Source organism: Tardiphaga sp. 285_C5_N1_2 (genome assembly GCF_052076065.1).
Lineage (GTDB): Bacteria > Pseudomonadota > Alphaproteobacteria > Rhizobiales > Xanthobacteraceae > Tardiphaga > Tardiphaga robiniae.
Window position 1 is genome coordinate 452,428 of sequence record NZ_CP197241.1, and the last position, 24,649, is coordinate 477,076.

Genomic DNA, 24,649 nt, shown 5'->3' on the forward strand with positions numbered 1-24,649 from the left:
CGGAGTTGTTGTGACAAATCAGGGAGGTTTACCATGAAGTCACTGCTGCTCGCCGTTGCGCTCGTTCTCGTGCTGCCCTCATGGGCTTCCGCAGATACCCCCGGCAAGGACTGGATGACCGCACAGCAGGTCACCGAAAGGCTGCGCAGCTTGGGCTATACCGAGGTCAGGGAGCTTGAGGCCGACGACGGCCATTGGGAAGCCGATGTCGTGAAGGACGGCCGGACCTTCGAGGTCCATGTCGATCCGCATAGCGGCGCGCTCACCAAGAACGAACCCAAGCACTGACGCCGGCAGGCTAGTCTATTTCCAGAGCCCTAAAGACTGCCATTTGGCGGGCGGAATGACCGTTCCCGTCTTGTAGGTGAAATCCAGTACCGTCTTGTGGTCCGGCGTCGCCTTGCAGGTGAAGGCGACCTGCATCCATTTGCCGCCCGCGCGATAGGCGCCGCCCTTGGCGATCATCGTATTGCCGAGATGCTGCGGCGGCATCAGTGCGTCGGATTTGGCGCGCTCGACGCGCGGACCGCCCTTGCTGATCCGGCGCATCGCCTCGAAATCGCAGACCTGTTCCAGCCGGGTCTTGGGATCGAGCTTGCCGAGGGCCGCCATGAAGCGGGCATCGCTGGCGTGGGCCTGCGGGACGAGCGCCACGAGGCCGAGCGGAATAAGCAGGAATTTCATGCGGGACGGGACAACACGTTTGGAAGGTAAGAGATCGGCGGGATGATACCGCTTAGCGTCTCTGCGGGTTGCTGGCTACCCACTCTGGGATGCGCCGCGCGGCAGGTCGCGCTGTGCGAGTCCCGGCCGTGAATGGGATCGACGCGCGCACGCGCCGTCTGTCCCGCGTCGCCGCGCAAGTTGGCCTTTCGGTGGTCCCCTTTGATGGGAGGGGGATGAAACGCCGAAAGGCGCAACCTTGTATTCAGTGGCGCGTCCCGTCGGCTGCCTGGACGCCCTCGAGAAGCACCCCTCGTTGGACAGGGTTGGCGGAATATAGTCTCAATTGCTCGTATGTCAAGCGGTGCGAAAGCCGTCTTTCTCGGTAGAGGCCCCTCTACTTTAACGCGTATAATGGTCTGTCGCCGCTAGTGCTCCCCGATGAGCAAGCGATCGGTCACAGGGAGCAGCAATGAATATTGAGAAAATTCAGATAAGAAATTTTCGATCGATAGAAGACGCCGAGTTGGAGCTTATGCCCAGATGTCGGGTTTTGGTCGGCATCAACGAGTCCGGAAAATCCAATCTTCTAAAGGCAATTTCTTCGCTGGGAACTTTTGTGCCGACTCGCATCGATGACGCGCGCGAGCCCTCCCCAAGTGAAGATCCGATATCCGAAGCGTTTGTTCGCTTCTCATTCTCTCTCGAGAAAAATGAAATAGAAGAAGTCATTGAGACGAGTTCCAAGTCTATTTTTTCTAAAAGCAAGAACAATCCAGTTGCGCGCGCTAAGGAAAAAAATTTGACGCTTAAGCGTTTCGTCGAAATGAGAGCGTCTGGTCTTTATGAAGTTGATATCCTCTCGGGCAAAAAGAGACCGGAATACTGGGAAATTGAAAACGACATTGCCATCCATCCGGGTTGGTGTAGGCCCTCGCCCTCTTGCCCAATCGACTATCTTTTAGAGCGAAAGGACGGATCCAAGGTTCTTCTTAAAAAAATGGTTCTGGTCTGGGGTGCCGATTGCCCAGATTTGTCTGATTGGTTAGAGCCAGCAGAGACCGACGATTTGGTTGATTTAGTGGGAGTGTTAGTTACCACCCAAATCAAAAATCAGCTTCCGCAGGTTCTGTTCTGGCAGTACTCGGAAAAAAATCTCCTTCCCGGTTCGATTAACTTAGATGATTTTGTTTCCGATCCGGATACATGTCTTCCGCTCAAGAATATGTTTGCGCTTGCTGATGTCAGTAATATCCAAAAAGCGGTGAGCGATGCTCGTGCAGGCTCTCGAAACACCCTTCATAACTTCTTTGCGAAAATCGCTGAAAAAACGACGGTGCATTTCCGCAGTGTTTGGAAAGAGCACCGCTCGATTGTGTTCGAGCTCGTGCCGGACGGGGCCAATTTAATTGCCGGTGTACGTGAGAAAAACAGATTTGATTTTTCAAAGCGCAGCGACGGCTTCAAGCGTTTTGTCAGTTTTCTTTTGTTGATCTCGGCAAAGGTGAAAAGCGGGGAACTGTCCAATACGATTTTGCTCATTGATGAGCCAGATATTAGCCTCCATCCTTCGGGCGCGCGTTTTCTGCGTGATGAGCTAATCGAGATATCGAAAACAAATCACGTCATTTACAGTACTCACTCTATTTTCATGATCGATAGGGAGAGTGTTGATCGCCACATTATTGTGACGAAGAAAAACGAGAAGACAGTTATCTCGATCGCGAATGAATCAAATATTGTAGACGAAGAAGTTATCTATAACGCTATGGGGTACTCTCTCTTCGAGAGCTTGAATCAGAAGAATATCATTTTTGAGGGTTGGAATGACAAGCGACTGTTCCAGGTGGCGACTAAGCGGTTGCCCTCAAAGTATTCGGGGCTGAGCAAAGTCTTTGCAAAGACGGGAATCTGTCATGCCAGAGGTGTTAAGGACATCAGGAATATTACGCCAGTAATGGAGCTGGCAAACCGAGGGTGCTTTATTGTCAGCGATAGCGATGAGTGGGCGCGTGAGAAGCAACTTGAGCATCAGAAGGGTGATGGCTACGGAGTTTGGAAACGCTACGATGAATTACTGGAGGGCGATGCAGGCATTGTTACTGGTGAGGATTTTCTCGAGATAGCAGCGTTCCGACCTTCCATCAATGATACGAGAAGTCGCTATGACCTTCCGGGCTTTGATGAAGCGTTGTTAGAAGGGCAACGAGGAAAGCTGTACTCAATAGGCGAGTGGCTCAGGCTCGGTGGTATGGCGAAGGATGTTCGTGAGCAAGAAATTCGAGCTATTAAGAAAAGTGTTTGGGCGGAACTATCCACAAATCATATTAGAGATGTGTATTTCGAATATCTTGCCGCGTTGGCAAAAACTTTGGACGCGTCACGATAGTTCTTTCTAGCTTCTTAGGATACGGCGCCCCGCGCTGACGTCTAGTTCCTTGCACGCGAAGACGCAGGGGAGTCATAAGGAAAGAGCCTCGATACTTTCGTATCGAGGCTCTTGAAGCTTAGACTTGCTCTGATCGTCCGGAATTACCTCGGCAGCGTCGTCGTTCCCATCAGCGCCTGATCGATGGCGCGGGCGCAGAGACGTCCCTCGCGGATCGCCCAGACCACCAGCGACTGGCCGCGGCGCATGTCGCCGGCGGAGAACACCTTCGGCAGCGAGGTCGCGAAATCGGTCGTTGCGGCGCGGACATTGCCGCGCTGGTCGAGATCGACGCCGAGGGTCTTCAGCATGCCTTCGTGGACGGGATGGACGAAGCCCATCGCCAGCAGCACGAGGTCGGCCTGCAGCGCAAATTCCGAGCCGGGGATCGGCTTGAACTTGTCGTCGACCTGCACGCAGTTCAGCTTGGTGACCTTGCCGTCTACGCCTTCAAAGCTTTGCGTCAGCACGGCGAATTCGCGCTTGGCGCCTTCGGCCTGGCTCGACGAGGTCCGCATCTTCAGCGGCCAGTTCGGCCAGGTCAGGCCCTTGTTCTCCTGCTCGGGCGGAGCCGGCATGATTTCGAGCTGGGTCACCGACAGCGCGCCCTGACGCAGCGAGGTGCCGATACAGTCGGAGCCGGTGTCGCCGCCGCCGATGACGACGACATGCTTGCCACCGGCGAGAATTTCCTTGATGTCGCCGAGCGGCTCGTTGCCGACGCGGCGGTTCTGTTGCGGCAGGAAGTCCATGGCGAAATGGATGCCGTCGAATTCGCGGCCGGGGATCGGCAGGTCGCGGCCATGCTCGGCTCCGCCGGTCAGCGCGATGGCTTCATATTCTTTGAGCAGTTCGGCTGGATCAATCGCACTGGGCGAGGTGCCGCCGACAGCCTTGCCATAATGGAAGGTGACGCCTTCGCCTTCCATCTGCGCGACGCGGCGATCGATGATGTGCTTTTCCATCTTGAAGTCGGGAATGCCGTAACGCATCAGGCCGCCGGCCTTGGCGAACTTCTCATAGATATGGACGTCGTGTCCGGCGCGCGCGAGCTGCTGCGCGCAGGCCATGCCGGCGGGGCCTGCACCGATCACGGCGACCTTGCGGCCGGTCTTCACGGCGGAGATCTGCGGCTTCAGCCAGCCATTGTCCCATGCCTTGTCGACGATGGCGCATTCGATGGTCTTGATGGTGACCGGGTTGTCATCGATGTTCAGCGTGCAAGAGGCTTCGCACGGCGCCGGGCAGATGCGGCCGGTGAATTCCGGGAAGTTGTTGGTGGAGTGCAGGTTGCGCGAGGCTTCTTCCCAGTTGCCGGTATAGACGAGGTCGTTCCAATCCGGGATCTGGTTGTTGACCGGGCAGCCGGGCGTGCCGGGCTGAACCGAGCCGGTGCCGTGGCAATAGGGAATGCCGCAATTCATGCAGCGCGCGGCCTGGTCGCGGGTGTCTTTCTCGCTGAGCGGAATGACGAACTCGTTATAGCCCTTCAAGCGCTCGGTAACCGGCGCGTACTTGCGGTCGTGACGATCGATTTCCAGAAAACCCGTGATCTTGCCCATTACAACTGACGCCTCTGAACTCTTAAGTTCCAAATTCCGTCCTCATCCTGAGGAGCGGCCACTTGGCCGCGTCTCGAAGGATGCGTGATTTGTCCCTCATGGTTCGAGACGGCGCTGCGCGCCTCCTCACCATGAGGGCCTTTTCCTTACGCGCCGATCGCGATCTGCGGTTCGGCCTCGGCGCTTTTCGCTTTCAACTCGCGCAGTGCGCGGCGGTACTCGACCGGCATCACCTTGCGGAATTTCGGCAGCCAGGTTTTCCAGTCCGCGAGGATCATCGCAGCCTTGGCCGAGCCGGCATATTTTGCGTGACGCGTGATCAGCACATGCAGGCGCTCGATATCGGAGTCGAGCAGGTTGGCGAACACGTCGACCTTGCCATGGGCTTCGAGATCGCCGGAGTGGTGATAGGTGTTCTCGGCGATCATCTCTTCCGAGAGGACCGGTTCGAGTTCGACCATCGCCATGTTGCACAGCTTCGGGAAGTCGCCGGTTTCGTCGAGCACGTAAGCCACGCCGCCGGACATGCCGGCCGCGAAGTTACGGCCGGTCTTGCCCAGCACCACGACGATGCCGCCGGTCATGTATTCGCAGCAGTGATCGCCGGCGCCTTCGACGACGGCCACGGCACCCGAGTTACGAACGGCGAAACGCTCGCCGGCGACGCCGCGGAAATAGCACTCGCCCTCGATCGCGCCATACATCACGGTGTTGCCGACGATGATCGACTCCTCCGGCACGATGGCGGAATGCGCCGGCGGGCGGACGATGATTTTGCCGCCCGAGAGACCCTTGCCGACATAGTCGTTGCCTTCGCCTTCGAGATCGAAGGTGATGCCCTTGCACAGCCATGCGCCGAAGGCCTGACCGGCGGTGCCCTTCAGCGACACCTTGATGGTGTCGTCGGGCAGGCCGGCATGGCCGTAGATCTTGGCCACCGAGCCCGCCAGCATGGCGCCGGCCGAACGGTTGGTGCTGTTGATCTTGGTGTCGATCTTCACCGGCGCGCCGCGATCGAGCGCGGGCTGCGCCTGCTTGATCAACTCGCGATCGAGCACGGCTTCCAGGTGATGGTCCTGATCTTCGGTGTGATAGATCTTCTGGCCGGGCAGTTCGGGCTGGCGCACGAACAGCTTGGAGAAGTCGAGACCCTTGGCCTTCCAGTGCGACACGAGCGCCGACTGGTCGAGCATCTGCACCTGGCCGACCATCTCGTCGAAGTTGCGATAGCCGAGCTGGGCCATGATCTCGCGGACTTCCTCGGCGACGAAGAAGAAGTAGTTGATGACGTGCTCGGGTTGACCGGTGAAGCGCTTGCGCAGCACCGGGTCTTGCGTCGCGACGCCGACCGGGCAGGTGTTGAGATGGCACTTGCGCATCATGATGCAGCCGGCCGCAATCAAGGGCGCGGTGGCGAAGCCGAACTCGTCGGCGCCGAGGAGCGCGCCGATGACGACGTCACGGCCGGTGCGGAAGCCGCCGTCGACCTGGACGATGATGCGGCTACGCAGCCGTTCACGCACCAGGGTCTGGTGGGTTTCGGCAAGACCGATTTCCCACGGCGAACCCGCATGCTTGATCGAGGTCAGCGGCGATGCGCCGGTGCCGCCTTCGAAGCCGGCGATGGTCACATGGTCTGCGCGCGCCTTGGCGACGCCAGCGGCAACCGTGCCGACGCCGATTTCCGACACCAGCTTGACCGAGACCTGGCCCGTCGGATTGACGTTCTTGAGGTCGTAGATCAGCTGCGCGATGTCTTCGATCGAATAGATGTCGTGATGCGGCGGCGGCGAAATGAGACCGACGCCCGGGGTCGAGTGGCGCACGGCGGCAATCGTCGCGTCGACCTTGTGGCCGGGCAACTGACCGCCTTCGCCGGGCTTCGCACCCTGCGCCATCTTGATCTGCATCATGTCCGAATTGACGAGATATTCCGTGGTGACGCCGAAACGGCCGGACGCGACCTGCTTGATCGCCGAACGCATGCTGTCGCCATTCGGCATGGGCTTGTAGCGATCCGACTCCTCGCCGCCTTCGCCGGTGTTCGACTTGCCGCCGATCCGGTTCATGGCAATGGCCAGCGTCGTATGCGCCTCGCGCGAGATCGAGCCGTAGGACATGGCGCCAGTCGCAAAGCGCTTGACGATGTCCGCGGCGGATTCGACTTCGTCGAGCGGCACAGGCTTGCGCTTCTCGTCCTCGGCCGTCTTGATCTTGAACAACCCGCGCAGCGTCAGCAGACGCTCGGACTGTTCGTTGAGGATCTTGGCGAAGGCGCGATAACGATCCTGCGAGTTGCCGCGCACGGCATGCTGTAGCAGCGACACCGACTCCGCATTCCACGCATGGTCTTCACCACGGCTGCGATAGGCATATTCACCGCCGACATCGAGCGCCGTCTTGTAGATCTGGATCTCGCCGAACGCCTCGTTGTGGCGACGCACGGTCTCCTCGGCGATTTCGGCGAGGCCGACGCCTTCGATCTTGGTGTGGGTGCCTGTGAAGTACTTGGTCACGAATTCCTGACGCAGGCCGACGGCGTCGAAGATCTGCGCGCCGCAATAGGACTGGTAGGTCGAGATGCCCATCTTCGACATGACCTTGAGCAGGCCCTTGCCGATCGACTTGATGAAGCGCTTGACGATTTCATAGTCGTCGAGCTGCACCGGCAGCCGGTCCTTCATGGCGATGATGGATTCGAACGCCAGATACGGGTTGATCGCTTCGGCGCCATAGCCGGCGAGGCAGGCGAAGTGATGCACTTCGCGCGGTTCGCCGGATTCGACGACCAGGCCCACCGAGGTGCGCAGGCCGGTGCGGATCAGGTGGTGATGCACGGAAGCGCAGGCCAGCAGCGACGGGATCGGAATGCGATCCGAGCCGGCCATGCGATCGGACAGGATGATGATGTTGACGCCTTCGCGCACCGCAGCTTCGGCGCGGGCGCACAGTTCATCCAGCACCTGCTCCATGCCTGCCGCGCCGAAACCGGCATGGAAGGTGGTGTCGAGGGTACGCGAGACAAAGTGCGACTCGGCGACATCGGTGATCGAGCGGATCTTTTCGAGATCCTGGTCGGTCAGGATCGGCTGGCGCACTTCGAGACGCTTGGTGGTGGCAACGCCCTGCAGGTCGAACAGGTTCGGCCGCGGTCCGATGATCGAGACGAGGCTCATGACGAGCTCTTCACGGATCGGATCGATCGGCGGGTTGGTGACCTGCGCGAAGTTCTGCTTGAAGTAGGTGAACAGCGGCTTCGGCTTGCTCGACAGCGCCGAGATCGGCGTGTCGGTGCCCATGGAGCCCGACGCTTCCTCGCCCTGCGACGCCATCGGCGTCAGCAGGATGGTGACGTCTTCCTGGGTGTAGCCGAAGGCCTGCTGGCGATCGAGCAGCGGCAGGTTGGAGCGCTGGCCCTTGGCCGCCGCGTCCGGGAGTTCTTCCAGAACGATCTGGGTGTGTTCGAGCCACTCGCTATAGGGATGGCTTGCGGCCAGCGTCGCCTTGATCTCGTCGTCAGGGATCAGACGGCCCTGGACAAGGTCGACCAGCAGCATCTTGCCGGGCTGCAGACGCCACTTGGTGATGATGTCTTCTTCCGGAATCGCCAGCACGCCCATTTCGGACGCCATCACGATGCGGTCGTCCTTGGTGACGAGATAACGTGCGGGGCGCAGACCGTTACGGTCCAGCGTCGCGCCGATCTGTCGACCGTCGGTGAAGGCGAGCGCGGCAGGACCGTCCCACGGCTCCATCATCGCGGCGTGATATTCGTAGAAGGCGCGGCGCTGCTCATCCATCAGGGGATTGCCAGCCCAGGCTTCCGGAATCATCATCATCACGGCGTGGGGCAGCGAGTAGCCACCCTGTACCAGGAATTCGAGCGCGTTGTCGAAACAGGCGGTGTCCGACTGGCCTTCATAGGAGATCGGCCACAGACGGCTGATGTCCTTGCCGTACAGTTCGGACTCGATGGACGCCTGACGCGCCGCCATCCAGTTGACGTTGCCGCGCAGCGTGTTGATTTCGCCGTTATGCGCGACCATGCGGTACGGATGCGCCAGCGACCAGGTCGGGAAGGTGTTGGTCGAGAAGCGCTGATGCACCAGTGCCAGCGCGCTTTCGAAATCCTCTTCGTGCAGGTCGGCATAGTAGCTGCCGAGCTGGTCGGCGAGGAACATGCCCTTGTAGATGATCGTGCGGCACGACATCGAGCACGGATAGTAGCCGGCAAGGCCGCGCTCGCGGCGCTGATAGATCGCCTGCGAGATCGACTTGCGGAGAATGTACAGACGGCGTTCGAATTCGTCCTCGTCGGCGATCTTGGCTTTGCCGATGCCGATGAAGACTTGCATGTTGGCAGGCTCGGTCGGCTTCACGCTTTCGCCGAGCGATGCGTTGTCGGTCGGGACGTCGCGCCAGCCGAGCAGCTTCAGGCCTTCGGCCTTGATCTGGTCGCCGATGATGCCCTGAATGACTTTCCGCCACGCGGTATCACGCGGCATGAACAGCGCGCCGATGGCGTATTGGCCAGGCTCCGGCAGGCTGAAGCCGAGTTCCACAGTCTTGCGGACGAAGAACTTATGCGGGATCTGCACCAGAATACCGGCGCCGTCGCCAAAGCGCGGATCTGCGCCGGTGGCGCCGCGGTGCTCGAGGTTGCACAGGATGCTGATCGCGTCAGACACAATCTGATGCGACTTGCGGCCCTTGATGTTGGCAATGAAGCCGACGCCACAGGCGTCCTTTTCCTGCGACGGGTCATAGAGGCCCAGCGCCGGCGGACGGTAGGTATGGAGTTCCGGTTTGATGGCGGTGTCTTTCACGTTAGCCGATTTGATAGCCGGGGCCGCCGAATGCGTGCCGGTTTCGATCAATTGGCGCTCGTGCTCTGATCCGCTCATCTTCGTCCTCTCAACCCCCGTCGGGGTTCTGCCACCCTTGTCGGCGCACCTTTGACGCTCGCGGAACCCGTTCGGGCTACCGCTCGCGCGTCTTGCGAGCCTCGTTTTCAGAATTCAGACTGGTGGTGCCCATCGTCCCCGGCGGCCACCCCATATCTCGCCTTAAAGGCATTTCGTCTCAGCAGGCGTGTTTTTTAGTCGCGACGCCTGCTTATGTTGCAAACCCTGTGCCGGATTTGCCACCAAAAATTGCGACAGTGATGCTGTCCTAACCAGGACTTTGCCAAATTTTTATCTAGCACACAAGCGCGCTTGAGTCCGTCGTCGCATAGCAACAACGCATGCCAAATTGTCCAAGCTGGCGTGGACACATTCAGCCCGGAGGTGCCGCGTTCCGGCCAAAGGCTGGCCCAAGGGCTGCCGGATTCAGCGGTGAGGTTGCGCAGTGCTCGTTAACGCCTGTGGCAGCGGTGCTGGCAGGCGAGCGAAGCGTGAGGTTCAGGAAGTTGAACACTCTCCGGGCGCGGGGGCGTCGAAGGAGCATGCAATGAAGGTACTTGTGGGATGTCTGGCCTCGGCCGGTCTGTTGCTGGCGAGTGGTGCTGCACAGGCGCAGGCGCTGCCGCCGATGCGCGGCGACGTTGCCGTTGTGGCGCAGGTCTCCGATGTCGGCGGTCCCTATGCGGCTATGCCGCCCGTGGAATATGCGGAGCCGCGCCCCTATGGCGTGTTGCGCCGTGGCTATGATCTGGCGGTGCTGCCGCTGCGTGAGGTCTATTCGATCCTGCGCGAGGCCGGCTTCTCCGCCCTCGGCATGCCGCAGCAGCGCGGCCTCATCTACACGGTCGCGGCGATCGATCTCGACGGCGAGGACGGCCGGCTGGTGATCGATGCGCGGAGCGGACGCATTCTGCGCTTCATTCCGGCCTATCGCATGGGCGACCGGATGAGTGAGGAAATCGACACGCGCTACGGCCCGCAGGGCGCAGTGCCGACCCTGCCGCAATATCGCCGCCCGCCGTTTACAGCCGGGACGGCAACGCCCGCGCCGAAGGTTGCCAGCCGCACGACGAGCGTGCCGCTGCCGAAGCGGCCACCGGTGCGCGCGGTTGCGGCGCCGGCCAAGCCTGTCGCTCCGGCCGAGACCAAGCCGGTCGCAGTCAAACCACCTGAAACGCCGCCGGCCGCTGCGCCCGTGCAGCAATCGGCCGTGACGGAGCAGAAGCCCGCCGAGACGAAGGCGCCGGAAACGACCGGGGCTGCTCCGGCAACACCGGCAGTGCCCGAGAAGAAAGACGCTGTTGCTCCGACAGTCGCTGCGCCGGCGACAGAAGCAAAGCCTGCGACACCGCCAGCTGCGGAAACGCCGCCGGCTGCCCAGGGGCTGGAATAGTCCGGGCCGGATCAAGAAAAAACGCCCCGGATTGCTCCGGGGCGTTCGTTCAACAACTACACTTACTTCAGTTCACATACTTCAAGTACAAAGTCGCGGTTACGCGGCGACTTTCTCGGCCGAGCCGTCAACCACCTGCGGCGCGCTCGCGGCGCTGGTGGAAATCGGAATGCTGCGGGGTTTCTTGGCTTCCGGGATCTCACGGACGAGGTCCACATGAAGCAGGCCGTTCTCGAGCGAGGCGTTCTTCACCTGTACGAAATCGGCAAGCTGGAAGGCGCGTTCAAAGGCACGGGCGGCGATGCCGCGATAGAGCACTTCGGCCTTGCTGCCATTCTCGTTGGCAGCCTTCTCGCCCTTGATCGTCAGCGTGTTTTCCTTCGCGACGATGGAGAGTTCGTTTTGCGCAAAGCCGGAAACGGCGACGCTGATACGGTACTCGTTCTCGCCGGTGCGCTCGATATTGTAGGGCGGATAGCCCGGCGCTGCGTCACCTGTGCTCTGATCGAGCAGATTGAACAGGCGGTCGAAACCGACGGTGGAACGATAAAACGGGGTGAGATCATAGCTACGCATTGGATAGTCCTCCATTGAGCGACTGTTGCAATAACCCGCCCGCCATAGGGGCCGGGCTTTCGTGTCATGCAGCCTAGAGAGGCCTGCATGAAGCTGATATGGGAGGGGTCTGGCGGCTCGCAAGGGGGGCCGAAAGATTCGCGCCGACCTGTCTCCCGCCCTTGAAATCCCGCGTTTTTCGCCTAACCGGTCCCCCGCCATGACGCTCGTCTCCATTCCCGCCAACCCCGTTCCCGAGGGGGCCGTGTCCGGCACCATCAAGACGCCGGACGGCGCTGAGCTACGTTTTGCGCGCTGGGCGCCGACGACCGGGCGCAAGGGCACGGTCTGCGTGTTCAGCGGGCGCGGCGAATATATCGAGAAGTATTTCGAGACCGTGCGCGACCTGCGCGACCGCGGCTTTGCAGTGGCCATGATCGACTGGCGCGGACAGGGCCATTCGTCGCGGCAGTTGCGCGATGGCCGCAAGGGCTATGTGCGCAGCTTCTCGGATTTCGAGATCGACGTCGAAAGTTTCGTGCAGCAGGTGGTGATGCCGGATTGCCCGCCGCCCTATTTCGCGCTGGCGCATTCGATGGGCGGCGCGGTGATGCTGCGTGTGGCGCATTCCGGCAAGCGCTGGTTCGATCGCATGGTGCTGTCGGCGCCGATGATTGATCTGCCGGGCCGTTCGACCTCGCTGCCGGCGCGGCTGCTGTTGCGTGTCATGCGCTGGACCGGGCAGGGCGGCAACTACATTCCCGGCGGCAATGGTGAGCTGGTCGGGACCTCGTCATTCCCCAACAACAAGCTGACCAGCGATCCTGTGCGCTATGCGCGCAACGCGGCAATCCTCGAAGAGGACGCAACGCTCGGCATCGGCTCGCCGACGGTGGCCTGGGCCGATACGGCGATCCGTGGGATGCATGGCTTTCGCGAGGCCAGCTATCCCGTGAAGATCCGTCAGCCGATCCTGATGCTGGCGGCCAGCAACGACCAGGTGGTGTCGACGCCGGCCATCGAGGAATTCGCCTATCACCTGCGTGCCGGGTCGCATCTGGTGATCGCCGGCTCCCGTCACGAGATCCTGCAGGAACAGGATCGCTACCGGCAGCAATTCTGGGCGGCGTTCGATGCATTCGTGCCGGGGACGCCGCTGTTCAAATAACGGACACATCCTATGCTTGGTATTCACGGCCTCTGGCTCTTCATCCTGTCCGGCATCCTGCTCAACATCACGCCGGGGCCGGACACGGCTTATATCGTCGGGCGCAGCGTGCAGATGGGCTGGCGTGGCGGTGTCGCGGCCGCGCTGGGGATCAGTGCGGGATGCCTCGTCCATGTGTTCGCCGCGGCGGTCGGATTGTCGGCGCTGCTGGCGGCCTCGTCCTATGCCTTCACAGCGGTGAAATGGATCGGTGCGGCCTATCTGCTTTACACCGGCGTGCAGATGCTGCGTGCGCGGGCATCGACAGTTGCAACGAACGACGCTGCGGAAAAGCCGCTGCTGTCGCTTCGGCAGGTGTTCTGGCAGGGCGCCTTCACCAACGCGCTGAACCCGAAGGTGGCGCTGTTCTTTCTCGCCTTCCTGCCGCAATTCGTCGACGTGGATGCGCCCAGCAAGGCGTTGGCTTTCATCGTACTTGGGCTGATCTTCATCAGCACGGGCACGATCTGGGGGCTCGGCACGGCCATTGTCGCGGCCAAAGCCGCCAGCCGCGTCCGGCGATCCAGTCAGGCAATGATGTGGATCAACCGCGCCCTCGGCGGCGTCTTCATCTATCTCGGCATCCGCGTGGCGATGCTGGAGACGCGTTAGTTACTTCAGAATTTCCCACGTCTCGACGCCGGCCAGATAGACGCCGAGCAGCATCATCGCGATCAGGAACCAGCGGCGGAATTGGTCGGGATGCATCCGCATACGCACCATCTGGCCGATGAACATGCCGGCAAAGGCCATCACCATGGCAACGAGGCCCGACAGCGCTATGGAGGCATTCAGCAGACCGGCGCTGGAGAGGTTGAAGGCCTGTGCGAGAGTACAGACGGTGAAATAGACACCGAGCGCCTGGATCAGCTCGTCCTTTTCCATGCCAATCGACTGCATGAAGGGCATCGACGGGATCACCTGCACGCCGGTGGCGGCAGCGACGACACCGGTGACAAGGCCGACGACGCCGCCGACCCACCCTTCGTTCTGTTTTGCGACGCTTAGCTGGAATTTCACGAGGCTGATGGCACCATAGATCACCAGCAGGATGCCGAGCACGACGGTGCCGTAGCGCGCATAGGGGCCGGTCATCAGCCCGCCGCTGCTCCAGATACCGAAAGCGGTGCCGAGCATCAGCGGCCACAGCCGGCGGATGATGTCGCGCAAATAGCCGCCGACGAAAGTCTGCCAGATATTGGTGACGATCGCGGGGGCGATGACGATGGCCAGCGCCTGCACCGGCGGCATGGCGACGGCGAGCAGGCCCATCGAAACGGTCGGGAGGCCGAGGCCGATGACCCCTTTGACGAAGCCGGCGAGCGCGAAGACTGCAGCGATCAGAATGAGTGAGGAATCGAACATGATGCAGGCACATTGACCGATCGGCTGGACAGGCACAATCTGGAGGTTACGGAGAAAGCCTTCGTCTTTAACGAAGGCTGGCGCGGAGAACACCATGCATGCCGACCTTGTCGATCTCAGGCTGTTCGTCGCGGTGGCCGAGGCGCGCAGTATCACCGCGGGTGCTGCCGCTGCCAATCTGGCGCTGGCTTCGGCTAGTGCGAGAATCAAGGGGCTGGAGGCGACGATCGGCGTGCCATTGCTGAAACGGGGCCGGCGCGGCGTTACGCTGACGGCGGCTGGCGAGAGCCTGCTCGGCCATGCCCGCATCGTAATGCAGAATGTCGAGACCATGCGCGGCGACATGGCGGCCTATGCCAATGGCATGAAGGCCAGTGTGTCGATGCTGGCCAATACGGTGGGCCTGTCCGAACATCTGCCGAAGGCGCTCGCGAGTTTCCTGCGCGAGCACCCCAATGTCAGCCTCGAGGTCGAGGAGCGCGAGAGCGCCGATATCGCCCAGGCGATCGCCGCCGGCATCGCCGATTTCGGCTTCGCTGCCGAGCATACGCTGCCGGACAGTCTGGAACGCTTCACCTTCAACGAAGACCGGCTGATGCTGGTGACGGCGCCGCGCAGCGATCTCGCCGGCCGGCGACATATCGATTTCCATGAGATCATCGACCGCGACTTCATCGGCCTCACCAACGCGACCGCGCTGCAGAACCACATCGGCAAATATGCGGCGAAGCTGGGTGCGCGACTGCGCTACCGAGCGCAGATGCGGGATTTCGATGCGATGTGTCAGATGGCGGCGGCGGGGGTCGGCATTGCGATTGTGCCGGAAGTCGCCGCACGGCGCTGCGCGCGGTCAACGGCGCTGGCGCTGATCCGCATTCGCGATCCCTGGGCGAACCGCAGACTGGCGATCTGCTTTCGCAGCCTGAAGACGTTATCCCGTCCCGCGCAGCAGATGATCGAGCATCTGCGGGCTGCAGCGCGGGCGTAGCAGTTCCCGATCAGGCGTTGAGGATCTTCAGCGCCGCCTCATGCACGCGCGGGTCGCCGGCGGCGACGATGCGGCCACCGTTCTGCGCGGGCTTGCCCTCCCACGTTGTCACCACGCCGCCGGCGCCGGTGATGATCGGGATCAGGGCTGCGATATCGTAGGGCTTCAGCTCGGTCTCGATGACGAGGTCGAGATGGCCAGCGGCGAGCATGCAATAGGAATAGCAATCGCCGCCGTAGCGCGTCAGCCGCACGCCTTTTTCGACGTCGTGAAATTTTGCGCGATCGGCGTCGCCCATCAGCCGCGGGCTGGTGGTGAACAGCGTGGCGTCCTTCAGCGATGCGCAGCGGCGCACGGCAAGCTTGCGGGTGGTGTTGTTGGGGCCCTGGTAGCGCGCCGAGCCGCTGTCGCCGCTGAAGCGCTCGCCGATATAGGGCTGGTGCATCATGCCATAGACCGGTGTGCCCCGATGCAGCAGCGCGATCAGCGTGCCCCAGATCGGGAAGCCGGAGATGAAGGATTTGGTGCCGTCGATCGGGTCGAGCACCCAGACATATTCGGCGTCTTCGCGTTCGGTACCGAATTCCTCGCCAACAATGCCGTGCTGGGGGAAGTTGGCCTTGATCAGCCGGCGCATCACCGCCTCGGCGGCGCGGTCGGCTTCCGTGACCGGGTCGAAATCGGTGCTGTTCTTGTTGTCGATACTCAGCGAGGTGCGAAAGAACGGCAGGATGGTCTCGCCCGACGAGGTCGCAAGACGACCAATGAAGGCGTTGAAGTCGATGACCGTCACGGAGAGGTCCTTTGTTGCGGCTGCTGGATGGGGACGTGTCGCTTCCTATACAGCGCAGGGCAACGACTCGCATCTGCGGTGATCGAAATCTCTCTGCGATTCCCCTAAGCCACAGCACTGAATCGGATTGCGATTTCCCTAAGATTCCTGATGTCCGGCATCAGAAATTGGTCAATGGAATGAATATATGATCATTTCTTAAATAGGTCAAAGCTACTGTCATTTCTATATCGCATTGATTTTACTTATAGAAATTATGACGCCTATGCCTGAACGGTGCGATCACCATGCGAAATTTGCATGGAAATTTGCCCGAAAACTCTTGCACTTGGTGCGTCGCGGCTGCATATTGTTGCGGTGCGGTAGCGCTTGCGCTATCGCTGCCCTCCTTGGGCGTTTCCTCCCTAGACTTGGGCCGCTTGCTATCGCAAGCGGCCCTTTTTTCTTGTCGGAGGAGTTTTGCATCACGGCGTGCCGACGTGGCTGCCGGCGATTGTCTTTATGTCGCCTGGCCTGTTCGTCGCCTGGCACCCCGACAGCCTCGGGCCCATTGCGACGTCAGTCATCAAGCAAGACTTATTCGGCTGAGAACCTCAAGCCGGTGTCCACGTCGTGGCGGTTACTTCAGCGACCCGTTGATCTCGGTGAACTTGCCGTTGAGGTTGGTGCCGAGGCCGTTGACGACGGCGATGATGGCCAGCGAGATGCCGGCGGCGATTAGCCCGTATTCGATCGCAGTCGCTCCCGATTCGTCCGACCAGAATTTCTTGATGATGTTCTTCATGTTCTCTCCTGCCATTTTACGCGGTTCCAATCCGCGGAACCACGCTGGTGGGGATAACCTAAAGTTGCATTAATCCCGGTGGTAAAACTCTGCCCCATCTCTAAATCCAGCGAAAATTGACAATTTGTCGCACGAAATAAGCGCTGCCGTGACCCGGCGGTCACGGTTCCAAATACCCCACCTGATTGAGTGAAGGTTCGAACCCGGCGAGCCGTTCGGCCCCAGCCTATTCGGCGGCGGCCTGGAACGGGCCGAGGCTGTCCAGCGGGATCTTCGCCAGCGCATCGGCCAGGACGGTAAAATCGGCAGCAATCTGATCGAAGCGCGCGGTTCGCTCACGGCGGCGTTCGTCCATATAGATCGCCCGGTTCAGCTCGATCTGGATGGCGTGCAGCCCACTGGCCGGGTTGCCGTAATGCTCGGTAATGAAGCCGCCGGCATAGGGCTTGTTACGGCCCAGCGAATAGCCGAGGCCGCCGAATGTGTCTTCGACCACCTCGGCCAGGATAGTGGCGCAGCTGGTGCCATATCGGTCGCCGACGACCACGTCCGGGCGGCGCGGCTCCTCGCGGGAAATTCCGATCGAGGGCATCGAGTGGCAATCCACCAGGATCACCGTGCCGAATGTCTGGTGCGCCTTGTTGATCAGGCGGCGCAGGGCGCGATGGTACGGCTTGTACAACGCCTCGATCCGGGTGAGGGCGTCATCGACGTCCAGCCGCTCGCGGTAGATCTCCTGGCCGTCGCCGACCACCCGGGGAATAGTGCCAAGACCGCCGGCCACCCGCATCGAGCGGGTATTGGCGAAACTAGGCAGGCGGCCGTTGAACATCCGCGGATCGAGCTCATAGGGCTCGCGATTGACGTCCACATAGGAGCGCGGGAAGTGCACCCGGACCACCGGGAAGCCGCGATCGCTCAATCCGGCGATCAATTCGTCCATGAACGAATCTTCCGAGCGGCGCAGCGCAGTCACGTCAATGCGGGACGCACTGAGGAATTCCGCTGGATAGACCGAGCCGGAATGCGGGGAATTGAAAATGATCGGGGCGCGCCAGTTGGCCGGCTCGACGATCTCGAAGGGAGGCGACAGCTCACCGTCAAACTGGGTCATCGTCGCGCATCGTCCCTGCAGCCGCGTTCTTCGGTTTGCCCAGTCTGGCAGAAAACCGGCGCTTTGTGAGGCTGCATTGTCGATAACCGAAACAAGTCTGCCAAGTTAAAAACCTTCCGCAGGCGCGGCGATCGCGAGAAACGCGCTCATTTGTTGTGTTTCACGACGTTCTGGCGCACCATCTTGAGACGCTTATGCACAGTCTGCGCTGATCACCTTCACCCGAAATTTACCAGACCTCGGGCTTAGTGGGCGAACAGGTCCTCTCATTCGGGTTCGACGTCCAACCGCCATGCACAAAATCCTTCTCGCAGAAGACGACAACGACATGCGCCGCTTCCTGGTGAAGGCGTTGGAAAACGCCGGTTTTCAGGTGTCGCACCACGATAACGGGATGTCAGCCTATCAGAGACTCCGCGAGGAACCCTTTGAAATGCTTCTAACGGACATCGTGATGCCGGAGATGGACGGGATCGAACTGGCGCGCCGCGCCAGCGAACTCGATCCCGACATCAAGATCATGTTCATCACCGGTTTCGCCGCCGTGGCGCTGAATTCCGACTCGGAAGCGCCGAAAAACGCCAAGGTTCTGTCCAAGCCGGTCCACCTGCGCGAATTGGTCAGCGAAGTGAACAAGATGCTGGCGGCCTGAGGGCAGCCCGCTTTCCTGGATTTCTTTCTTGGATTTCCTGCAAATCAGGCAAGGATTGGCCCTCCGCCGTCCTTGCTTGTCCGGGTTTGACCCGTTATAGACCCCACACCCGTAACGACCGGTTCTTAGGGCGCGTAGCTCAGCGGGAGAGCACTTCCTTGACATGGAAGGGGTCACAGGTTCGATCCCTGTCGCGCCCACCATCCAAACGCACCTCACACTTTCGAAAACTGCCGGATTGGCGCCTTCTCAGGCGTCGGTAGACGTTTCTTTCCCGGATGCTCCACCTGGTGACAGTTTTATTTCGGAACCAGTCGTGTTCACGCCGTGACTCGGTTATAGCTCAACGGTCCAGCACTTTTCGACCGGAAGCTGATGCCAACGAAGACCCGGCCGGTAATCGGCGTGATCGGCAACGCGTATCGCATTGAGAACAGGTTCTCCGTCCAGGCGGTCGGAGAAAACAACCTTCGTGCGGTCGCGGAAGTGGCCAATGCCCTGCCGATGATGTTTGCCGGCACCCCCGACATTACCGATATCGGCCAGGTGCTCGATCTGGTCGATGGCATCCTGCTCACCGGCGCTCGGGCCAATGTCCACCCGACCCGGTTCGGAATGGAAGCCCATGCCCGTCACGAGCCCTATGACAATGGCCGCGATGCGGTGGCTCTGGCCATGATCGAAGCTTGTGTCGCGCGCGGGGTCCCGATCTTCGGCATCTGTCGCGGATTGCAAGAGATGAACGTTGCGTTCGGCGGTTCGCTGCATCCCGAGATCCGCGAGATTCCTGGCCGCATCAATCATCGCATGCCGCGGCTCGAGAGCGGCGAGATCCATCCCGATCCGGCGGTCGTATTTGCCGATCGCCACGACGTGCATCTGACCAGCAACGGCACCTTCGCCAGCCTGCTGGGGCGCGAGACCATCACGGTCAATTCCCTGCATGGTCAGGGCATCGATGTCCCTGGCGAGCGAGTGGTGATCGAGGGTATTGCCGAGGACGGCACCATCGAGGCCATCCGCATTGCCGATGCGCCGAGCTTCGCGCTCGGTGTGCAATGGCACGCCGAATATGATCCGCAGATCAACCCGATCAACCGGACGCTCTTTCAGGCCTTCGGCGAGGCAGTGGCCGCTCGCAGGCAGCGTGGGGCCTTCACGGCTGCGGCCGCGCCGCTATCAGCAGGAATGCGCTGAGCGCGGCTGCGACACAAAGCACAGCACCCGCGACCGTCGCTGCTGCAAAGGCGCTGATCAGCGCCGGCCCCTTTGCCGCCATAACCGATCCGATCAGCGCCGTGACCACAAGACCGCCCGTGCGTGCGACCGCGCTGTTGAAGCCCGATGCAGACCCGGTGTGACGCGCATCGACGGACATCAGCACGGCCGTCGTCAGAGGTGCGACAGCGCCGGCCATGCCGATGGCGATGACGACCATGGCGGGGAAGACGCTGGTCCAGTAGCTGGTGTCGGGACCGATCCGGAGCGCCAGCAGAAAACCCATCGCCACAATCACCGGTCCCAGCGTCAGCATGATCCTCGGGCCGGTTCTAGCTGCGAGCGAGCCAGCGAGCGGTGATGTCAAAGAGATGACAAGCGGCAAGGGCAGCAGCGCGGCACCGGCCTGTGTCGCCGTGTAGCCGGCGGCTTCGATCAGGAGAAAAGGCATCAGGACGAACAGCCCGCCGAGTGCGCCGTACAACAAGAATGTCAGCAGCGTCAGGCCGACGAAGCTCGCCGACCCGAACAGTGCGAGCGGCATCATCGCGCGTTCGCCCTTACGGCCTTCGATCCACACGAACACAAGCAAGAGCAGGAGTCCTGCGACGAGCGTGCCAAGCGTGAAACCCGTCCAATCATGTGACGTAGCTTCGGTCAGACTCCAGGTCGTCAGGCCAAGTCCCACAGTCGCGAGGATGGCGCCGAGACTATCGAGCGGCTCGTCGCTGTCGTGTCGATCGCGGGGGATGCCTAGCCAGGCAAGCGCCATTGCGGCCAATGCGATCGGCACATTGATGAGAAAGATGAGATGCCAGCTGCCGATGTCGATCAGCCATCCGCCCAACACCGGTCCGAGCGCGCCGGCGGCAGCGCCGCTGGCAGCCCAGATGCCGATAGCGCGGCCCTTGGCTTCGCCGGAAAACGTCTGGCCGAGGATCGCCAGGCTGTTCGGCATCAGCATCGCCGCGCTGACACCCTGCAGAAAACGCGCAGCCAACAGCCAACGGAGGCTGGGCGCCACAGCGCAAGCCAGCGAGGCCAGCGCGAACAGGCCGACTCCGCAGATCAGAAGCCTGCGGCGGCCGAAGCGGTCGCCTGCTGCACCGCCGAGCAAAAGAAGTGCACTAAGCGGCAACAGATAGGCATTGATCACCCATTGCAGGTCGACGGCATCAGCCTGAAAACTTGCTGCAATGGCCGGAAGTCCGACATTCACCACCGATCCGTCGATAAAGGCGAGGCTGGAGGCCAGAATCGTGGTGGCAATTACCAGGCCGGGATGGCTGATATCATCGATCTTTTCCGTGGCGCCGGCGGCGCCTGCGTCACAAAGCGCATGCAGGGCGTTGCTCATGACCGGGTTGTACGGGAACGGGATGTCAGAACAAACTATTGTCGTCCGATCGGGCAATTCCGTTTTGGCCCCGATTGTGCAAGCATCCCGGGCGGTCGCGCCGGGACGCTCGGAAAGAGAGTCGTTCGGCGTGAGATCGGACTGTGTTGAGGAGAGGGACTATGAAACGAATTTTTCTGTTGGGGACCATGATCGCCGCGGCGGTCTGCACGACGCAGGCGGGCGCTCAGGAGCTCACCGGCACGCTCAAGAAGATCAAGGACGCCGGCGCCATCACCATCGGCTTCCGCGATTCCTCGGTGCCGTTTTCTTATCTCGATGACAACCAGAAGCCCGTCGGCTTCGCCATGGACATCTGCTACAAGATCGTCGATGCGGTGAAGAAAGAGCTGAAGAACGACAAGATCGAGGTCAAGCTCAATCCGGTCACCTCGGCCACCCGTATTCCGCTGATTGCCAACGGCACCGTCGACCTCGAATGCGGCTCGACCACCAATAATGCCGATCGCCAGAAGCAGGTTGCCTTCACCAATACGCACTTCCTGACCGCCAGTCGCTTCGTCTCGAAGAAGGCCAGCAAGCTCGACAAGATCGACGATCTCAAGGGCAAGTCGGTGGTCTCAACCTCCGGCACCACCAACATCAAGCAGCTGACCGAGGCCAATGCCGCCCGCAATCTCGGCATCAACGTCATTCCCGCCAAGGATCACGCCGAGGCATTCCTGATGGTCGAGACCGACCGTGCTGTGGCTTTCGTGATGGATGACATCCTGCTTGCCAGCCTTGCTGCCGGTGCGCGCGATCCGAGCGCCTATGTGATCTCCAAGGACGCGTTCTCGAAAGCTGAGCCCTACGGCATCATGCTCCGCAAGGACGATGCGCCGTTCAAGAAGGTTGTCGATGCGGCCACTGCCGAGCTCTACAAGAGCCCGGAAGGCGCCAAGATCTATGACAAGTGGTTCACGCAGAAGATCCCGCCCAAGGGCCTCAATCTGAACGTTCCGATGGGAGCCGAGCAGAAGAAGGCGTTCGCCAGCCCGTCGGATTCGCCTGATCCCGACGCCTACGCAGCCAACTAAGACGACCTTGCCCATGCAATGGCCCGGCCATTGCATGGGTTTCTGCCTGAGGTTGCCAGGTTTTCGCGTGGACGGCGCGTGGGGGTGAATGCGTGAACTATAACTGGAATTGGGGAATCTTCTGGGATCAGACGCCTGATGCGACGGGGACCTATTTTGGCTCGCTGATGAGCGGCCTTCAGGTCACGATCCTGCTCGCACTCTGCGCCTGGTTCATCGCGTTCGTGATGGGCTCTCTGATCGGCATCATGCGGACCCTGCCGGCGCGCTGGGTGGTGTTTGTCGGCAATGCCTATATCGAGATGTTCCGCAACATTCCGCTGCTGGTGCAGCTGTTCATCTGGTTCTTCGTCATTCCCGAACTTTTGCCCGGCGATCTCGGCATCTGGATCAAGCAACTGCGCAACGGGCCGTTCATCGCCGCGATGCTCGGGATTGGCTTCTATATGTCGTCGCGTGTCGCCGCGCAGATCACCGCCGGCATCAACGCGCTGCCGAAAGGTCAGCGCATGGCCGGCACGGCCATCGGCCTCACCACCTGGCAGACCTATCGCTACATCCTGCTTCCGCTGGCCTATCGCATCATCTTTCCGCCGCTGACCTCCGAATTTCTCAACACCATCAAGAACACGGCGCCCGCACTCACCATCGGTGTGCTTGAACTGACGGCACGGGCGCGGTCCATGCAGGAATTCTCGTTCCAGGTGTTCGAGGCCTTCTCGGCTGCGGCCGCCATCTACCTCGTTCTCAGCGCCGTCGTGACGATCGGAATGCGCATTCTCGAAAAGCGCCTGGCGATCCCCGGCTTCAACGAGGGGAAATAAGCGATGTTCAGCAATTTCGATTACGACGTCATCTGGCGCAGCCTGCCCTACCTGTTTCAGCAGGGCATGGCGTTCACCCTCACGCTGACGGCTATTGCGACGGTCTTCGGTCTCATCCTCGGCACCTTGATCGCGATGATGCGGCTGTCGTCCAGTGCTGTGCTGTCGGGCTTCGCCGTAAGCTACGTCAATCTGATGCGCTCGCTGCCGCTCGTGCTGGTGATCTTCCTGTTCTACTTCCTGATGCCCTATGTCGGACAGTGGATCATCCGCTCCGATCAGCCGGTACAGGTCGGCGCCTACGCCTCGACCATCGTGACCTTCACGCTGTTCGAGGCTGCCTATTTCTCGGAGATCATGCGTGCCGGCATCCAGTCGGTGCCGCGGGGGCAGGTGATGGCCGGTTATGCCATCGGCCTCAACTATCGCGAGGTGATGCGCCATGTCGTGCTGCCGCAGGCGTTCCGCAACATGCTGCCGGTGATCTTCACGCAGACCATCGTGCTGTTCCAGGACACATCGCTGGTCTACGTGCTGTCGATCACGGATTTCCTGGGCGCCGCGTCCAAGGTTGCGCAGCGCGACGGTCGTCTCACCGAAATGTATCTGTTCGCGGCGCTGGTCTACTTCCTGATCTGCTTCACCGCGTCATTCTTTGTGAAGCGCTTGCAGAAGCGCATCAGCATCATCCGCTAGCCACTTTCGCTTTCAGTCTTTGCCTCCAACTGTCGGTCGCTCATCATGCCCATGATCACCATCGAAAAAGTCAGCAAGTGGTACAACCCGCAGTTCCAGGTGCTGAAGAACTGCACGACGGCCGTCGAGAAAGGCGAGGTGGTCGTCGTCTGCGGTCCCTCGGGATCTGGCAAGTCGACGCTGATCAAGACCGTGAATGCGCTGGAGCCCGTGCAGCAGGGCACTATCATGGTCGATGGACTGAATGTGACGACGATGAAGAAGGACCTGCCGAAGCTACGCTCACGCGTCGGCATGGTGTTTCAGCACTTCGAACTGTTTCCGCATCTGAAGATCGTCGAGAACCTGTGTCTTGGCCAGACCATCGTGCTCGGCCGCTCGGAAGATGCGGCGAAGGCCAAGGCGATGAAAATGCTAGAGCGCGTCGGCCTCACGGCGCATGCGCAGAAATATCCCGGCCAGCTCTCCGGCGGTCAGCAGCAGCGCGTCGCCATTGCGCGCGCGCTGGTGATGGATCCGATCTGCATGCTGTTCGACGAACCGACCTCGGCGCTCGATCCCGAAATGATCAACGAAGTGCTCGACGTCATGGTCGAACTCGCCAAGGAGGGCATGACCATGATGGTGGTGACCCACGAAATGGGCTTCGCCAAGAAGGTCGCCAACCGCGTCATCTTCATGGATGCCGGCGAGATCGTCGAGGATGCGCAGAAGGAAGACTTCTTCGGCCATCCGCGCAGCGATCGGGCGCAGCAGTTCCTGTCGAAGATCCTCGCGCACTGACGCATGCAGTGTGGCGCTTGTGCCTCAAGTTTATGCAGATTCTTGAATGCTGCATGACGGGGCAATTAACGAATGTGTCAGAAATGGAGTGGTATCCTTCAACCGTGAGGGCGAGGGCCTGTTGGTCCGCTGATTGAACTCCACCGGAGCGATCGGGTCTTTGTCCTCACGGACAATTCCGCGACGCCCCGTTCTCTGCCTCTGCCCAATGCTTCTCTGACCGTCATCCAACGACCCGAGCCGAGGCTGCGCGAGCCATGCTTGCGCGCGTCCTGACTTGGCCC

General features: G+C 60.8%; 21 protein-coding genes and 1 tRNA gene. 13 read left to right on the forward strand and 9 right to left on the reverse strand.

Translation table 11 applies throughout. The annotated features are described in order from the left end of the window. Nucleotides 1-33 precede the first annotated feature (33 nt). A complete protein-coding gene (locus AB7951_RS02135) occupies nucleotides 34-288 on the forward strand; it encodes a PepSY domain-containing protein (protein ID WP_120287195.1) in 255 nt (84 codons plus the stop codon). A 15-nt stretch (nucleotides 289-303) separates the two neighbouring features. Here the strand turns inward: AB7951_RS02135 and AB7951_RS02140 are convergent, their stop codons facing one another. Further along, a complete protein-coding gene (locus AB7951_RS02140; RefSeq protein ID WP_120287194.1) occupies nucleotides 304-684 on the reverse strand; it encodes a DUF930 domain-containing protein in 381 nt (126 codons plus the stop codon). Nucleotides 685-1,135: 451 nt separating this feature from the next. On the opposite strand from AB7951_RS02140, the gene AB7951_RS02145 reads away from it, so the two are divergent. Then, nucleotides 1,136-3,052, forward strand: a complete 1,917-nt coding sequence (locus AB7951_RS02145) for an AAA family ATPase (protein WP_441255650.1) — start codon at nucleotides 1,136-1,138, stop codon at nucleotides 3,050-3,052. 143 nt (nucleotides 3,053-3,195) lie between these two features. On the opposite strand, the gene AB7951_RS02150 is transcribed toward AB7951_RS02145, so the two are convergent. Next, nucleotides 3,196-4,653, reverse strand: a complete 1,458-nt coding sequence (locus AB7951_RS02150; protein WP_439059877.1) for a glutamate synthase subunit beta — start codon at nucleotides 4,651-4,653, stop codon at nucleotides 3,196-3,198. 146 nt (nucleotides 4,654-4,799) lie between these two features. Further along, nucleotides 4,800-9,557, reverse strand: a complete 4,758-nt coding sequence (gene gltB / locus AB7951_RS02155) for a glutamate synthase large subunit (protein ID WP_120287191.1) — start codon at nucleotides 9,555-9,557, stop codon at nucleotides 4,800-4,802. Nucleotides 9,558-10,104: 547 nt separating this feature from the next. Here gltB and AB7951_RS02160 point away from each other — a divergent pair. Then, on the forward strand, nucleotides 10,105-10,950 hold the full coding sequence (locus AB7951_RS02160) for a hypothetical protein (protein WP_120287190.1): 846 nt from the start codon (nucleotides 10,105-10,107) through the stop codon (nucleotides 10,948-10,950). Nucleotides 10,951-11,049: 99 nt separating this feature from the next. Here AB7951_RS02160 and AB7951_RS02165 read toward each other — a convergent pair whose 3' ends face one another. Continuing rightward, nucleotides 11,050-11,526 (reverse strand): Hsp20 family protein, encoded by a 477-nt coding sequence (locus tag AB7951_RS02165; protein ID WP_199711967.1) that lies wholly within the window; start codon nucleotides 11,524-11,526, stop codon nucleotides 11,050-11,052. Nucleotides 11,527-11,725: 199 nt separating this feature from the next. Here AB7951_RS02165 and AB7951_RS02170 point away from each other — a divergent pair, with 199 nt between their 5' ends. Beyond that, complete coding sequence (locus AB7951_RS02170) at nucleotides 11,726-12,673, forward strand: alpha/beta fold hydrolase (protein ID WP_120287188.1); 948 nt, start codon at nucleotides 11,726-11,728, stop codon at nucleotides 12,671-12,673. 12 nt (nucleotides 12,674-12,685) lie between these two features. Beyond that, nucleotides 12,686-13,324, forward strand: a complete 639-nt coding sequence (locus tag AB7951_RS02175) for a LysE family translocator (RefSeq protein WP_120287187.1) — start codon at nucleotides 12,686-12,688, stop codon at nucleotides 13,322-13,324. On the opposite strand, the gene AB7951_RS02180 is transcribed toward AB7951_RS02175, so the two are convergent. Next, a complete protein-coding gene (locus tag AB7951_RS02180) occupies nucleotides 13,325-14,077 on the reverse strand; it encodes a sulfite exporter TauE/SafE family protein (protein ID WP_120288012.1) in 753 nt (250 codons plus the stop codon). A gap of 94 nt (nucleotides 14,078-14,171) precedes the next feature. Here AB7951_RS02180 and AB7951_RS02185 point away from each other — a divergent pair, with 94 nt between their 5' ends. Beyond that, entirely contained in the window at nucleotides 14,172-15,065 is an 894-nt protein-coding gene (locus AB7951_RS02185; protein WP_120287186.1) for a LysR substrate-binding domain-containing protein, read from the forward strand. Nucleotides 15,066-15,075: 10 nt separating this feature from the next. On the opposite strand, the gene hisN is transcribed toward AB7951_RS02185, so the two are convergent. The 3 genes from hisN to AB7951_RS02200 all read right to left on the reverse strand — a co-directional run bounded on the left by hisN (nucleotide 15,076) and on the right by AB7951_RS02200 (nucleotide 17,756). Continuing rightward, nucleotides 15,076-15,858: a histidinol-phosphatase gene (hisN, locus tag AB7951_RS02190; RefSeq protein ID WP_120287185.1), complete on the reverse strand. Its 783-nt coding sequence runs from the start codon at nucleotides 15,856-15,858 to the stop codon at nucleotides 15,076-15,078. Between the two features lie 619 nt (nucleotides 15,859-16,477). Further along, nucleotides 16,478-16,642 (reverse strand): Flp family type IVb pilin, encoded by a 165-nt coding sequence (locus AB7951_RS02195; protein WP_199711966.1) that lies wholly within the window; start codon nucleotides 16,640-16,642, stop codon nucleotides 16,478-16,480. Between the two features lie 226 nt (nucleotides 16,643-16,868). Beyond that, nucleotides 16,869-17,756, reverse strand: a complete 888-nt coding sequence (locus AB7951_RS02200; RefSeq protein ID WP_120287184.1) for an N-formylglutamate amidohydrolase — start codon at nucleotides 17,754-17,756, stop codon at nucleotides 16,869-16,871. Nucleotides 17,757-18,048: 292 nt separating this feature from the next. On the opposite strand from AB7951_RS02200, the gene cpdR reads away from it, so the two are divergent. The 3 genes from cpdR to AB7951_RS02215 all read left to right on the forward strand — a co-directional run bounded on the left by cpdR (nucleotide 18,049) and on the right by AB7951_RS02215 (nucleotide 19,605). Next, nucleotides 18,049-18,408, forward strand: coding sequence for a cell cycle two-component system response regulator CpdR (cpdR, locus tag AB7951_RS02205; protein ID WP_015669438.1), 360 nt, complete (start codon nucleotides 18,049-18,051; stop codon nucleotides 18,406-18,408). Nucleotides 18,409-18,536: 128 nt separating this feature from the next. Next, nucleotides 18,537-18,611, forward strand: a tRNA-Val gene (locus AB7951_RS02210). Nucleotides 18,612-18,783: 172 nt separating this feature from the next. Continuing rightward, nucleotides 18,784-19,605 (forward strand): gamma-glutamyl-gamma-aminobutyrate hydrolase family protein, encoded by an 822-nt coding sequence (locus tag AB7951_RS02215; protein ID WP_120287183.1) that lies wholly within the window; start codon nucleotides 18,784-18,786, stop codon nucleotides 19,603-19,605. Here the strand turns inward: AB7951_RS02215 and AB7951_RS02220 are convergent. Next, on the reverse strand, nucleotides 19,565-20,983 hold the full coding sequence (locus AB7951_RS02220) for a DHA2 family efflux MFS transporter permease subunit (protein WP_120287182.1): 1,419 nt from the start codon (nucleotides 20,981-20,983) through the stop codon (nucleotides 19,565-19,567). The two genes, AB7951_RS02215 and AB7951_RS02220, sit on opposite strands and share 41 nt — an antisense overlap. A gap of 161 nt (nucleotides 20,984-21,144) precedes the next feature. Here AB7951_RS02220 and AB7951_RS02225 point away from each other — a divergent pair, with 161 nt between their 5' ends. The 4 genes from AB7951_RS02225 (at nucleotide 21,145) to AB7951_RS02240 (ending at nucleotide 24,365) form a co-directional block, all read left to right on the forward strand. Further along, nucleotides 21,145-22,062, forward strand: coding sequence for an amino acid ABC transporter substrate-binding protein (locus AB7951_RS02225; RefSeq protein ID WP_120287181.1), 918 nt, complete (start codon nucleotides 21,145-21,147; stop codon nucleotides 22,060-22,062). A gap of 92 nt (nucleotides 22,063-22,154) precedes the next feature. Beyond that, nucleotides 22,155-22,886 carry an amino acid ABC transporter permease gene (locus AB7951_RS02230; protein ID WP_120287180.1) on the forward strand — a complete coding sequence of 244 codons (732 nt, stop codon included), beginning with the start codon at nucleotides 22,155-22,157 and terminating at the stop codon, nucleotides 22,884-22,886. A gap of 3 nt (nucleotides 22,887-22,889) precedes the next feature. Further along, entirely contained in the window at nucleotides 22,890-23,582 is a 693-nt protein-coding gene (locus tag AB7951_RS02235) for an amino acid ABC transporter permease (RefSeq protein WP_068728918.1), read from the forward strand. A 51-nt stretch (nucleotides 23,583-23,633) separates the two neighbouring features. Further along, the gene (locus AB7951_RS02240; RefSeq protein ID WP_120288011.1) at nucleotides 23,634-24,365 is read left to right on the forward strand and encodes an amino acid ABC transporter ATP-binding protein; all 732 of its coding nucleotides are present in this window, start codon (nucleotides 23,634-23,636) and stop codon (nucleotides 24,363-24,365) included. Nucleotides 24,366-24,649: the final 284 nt, after the last annotated feature.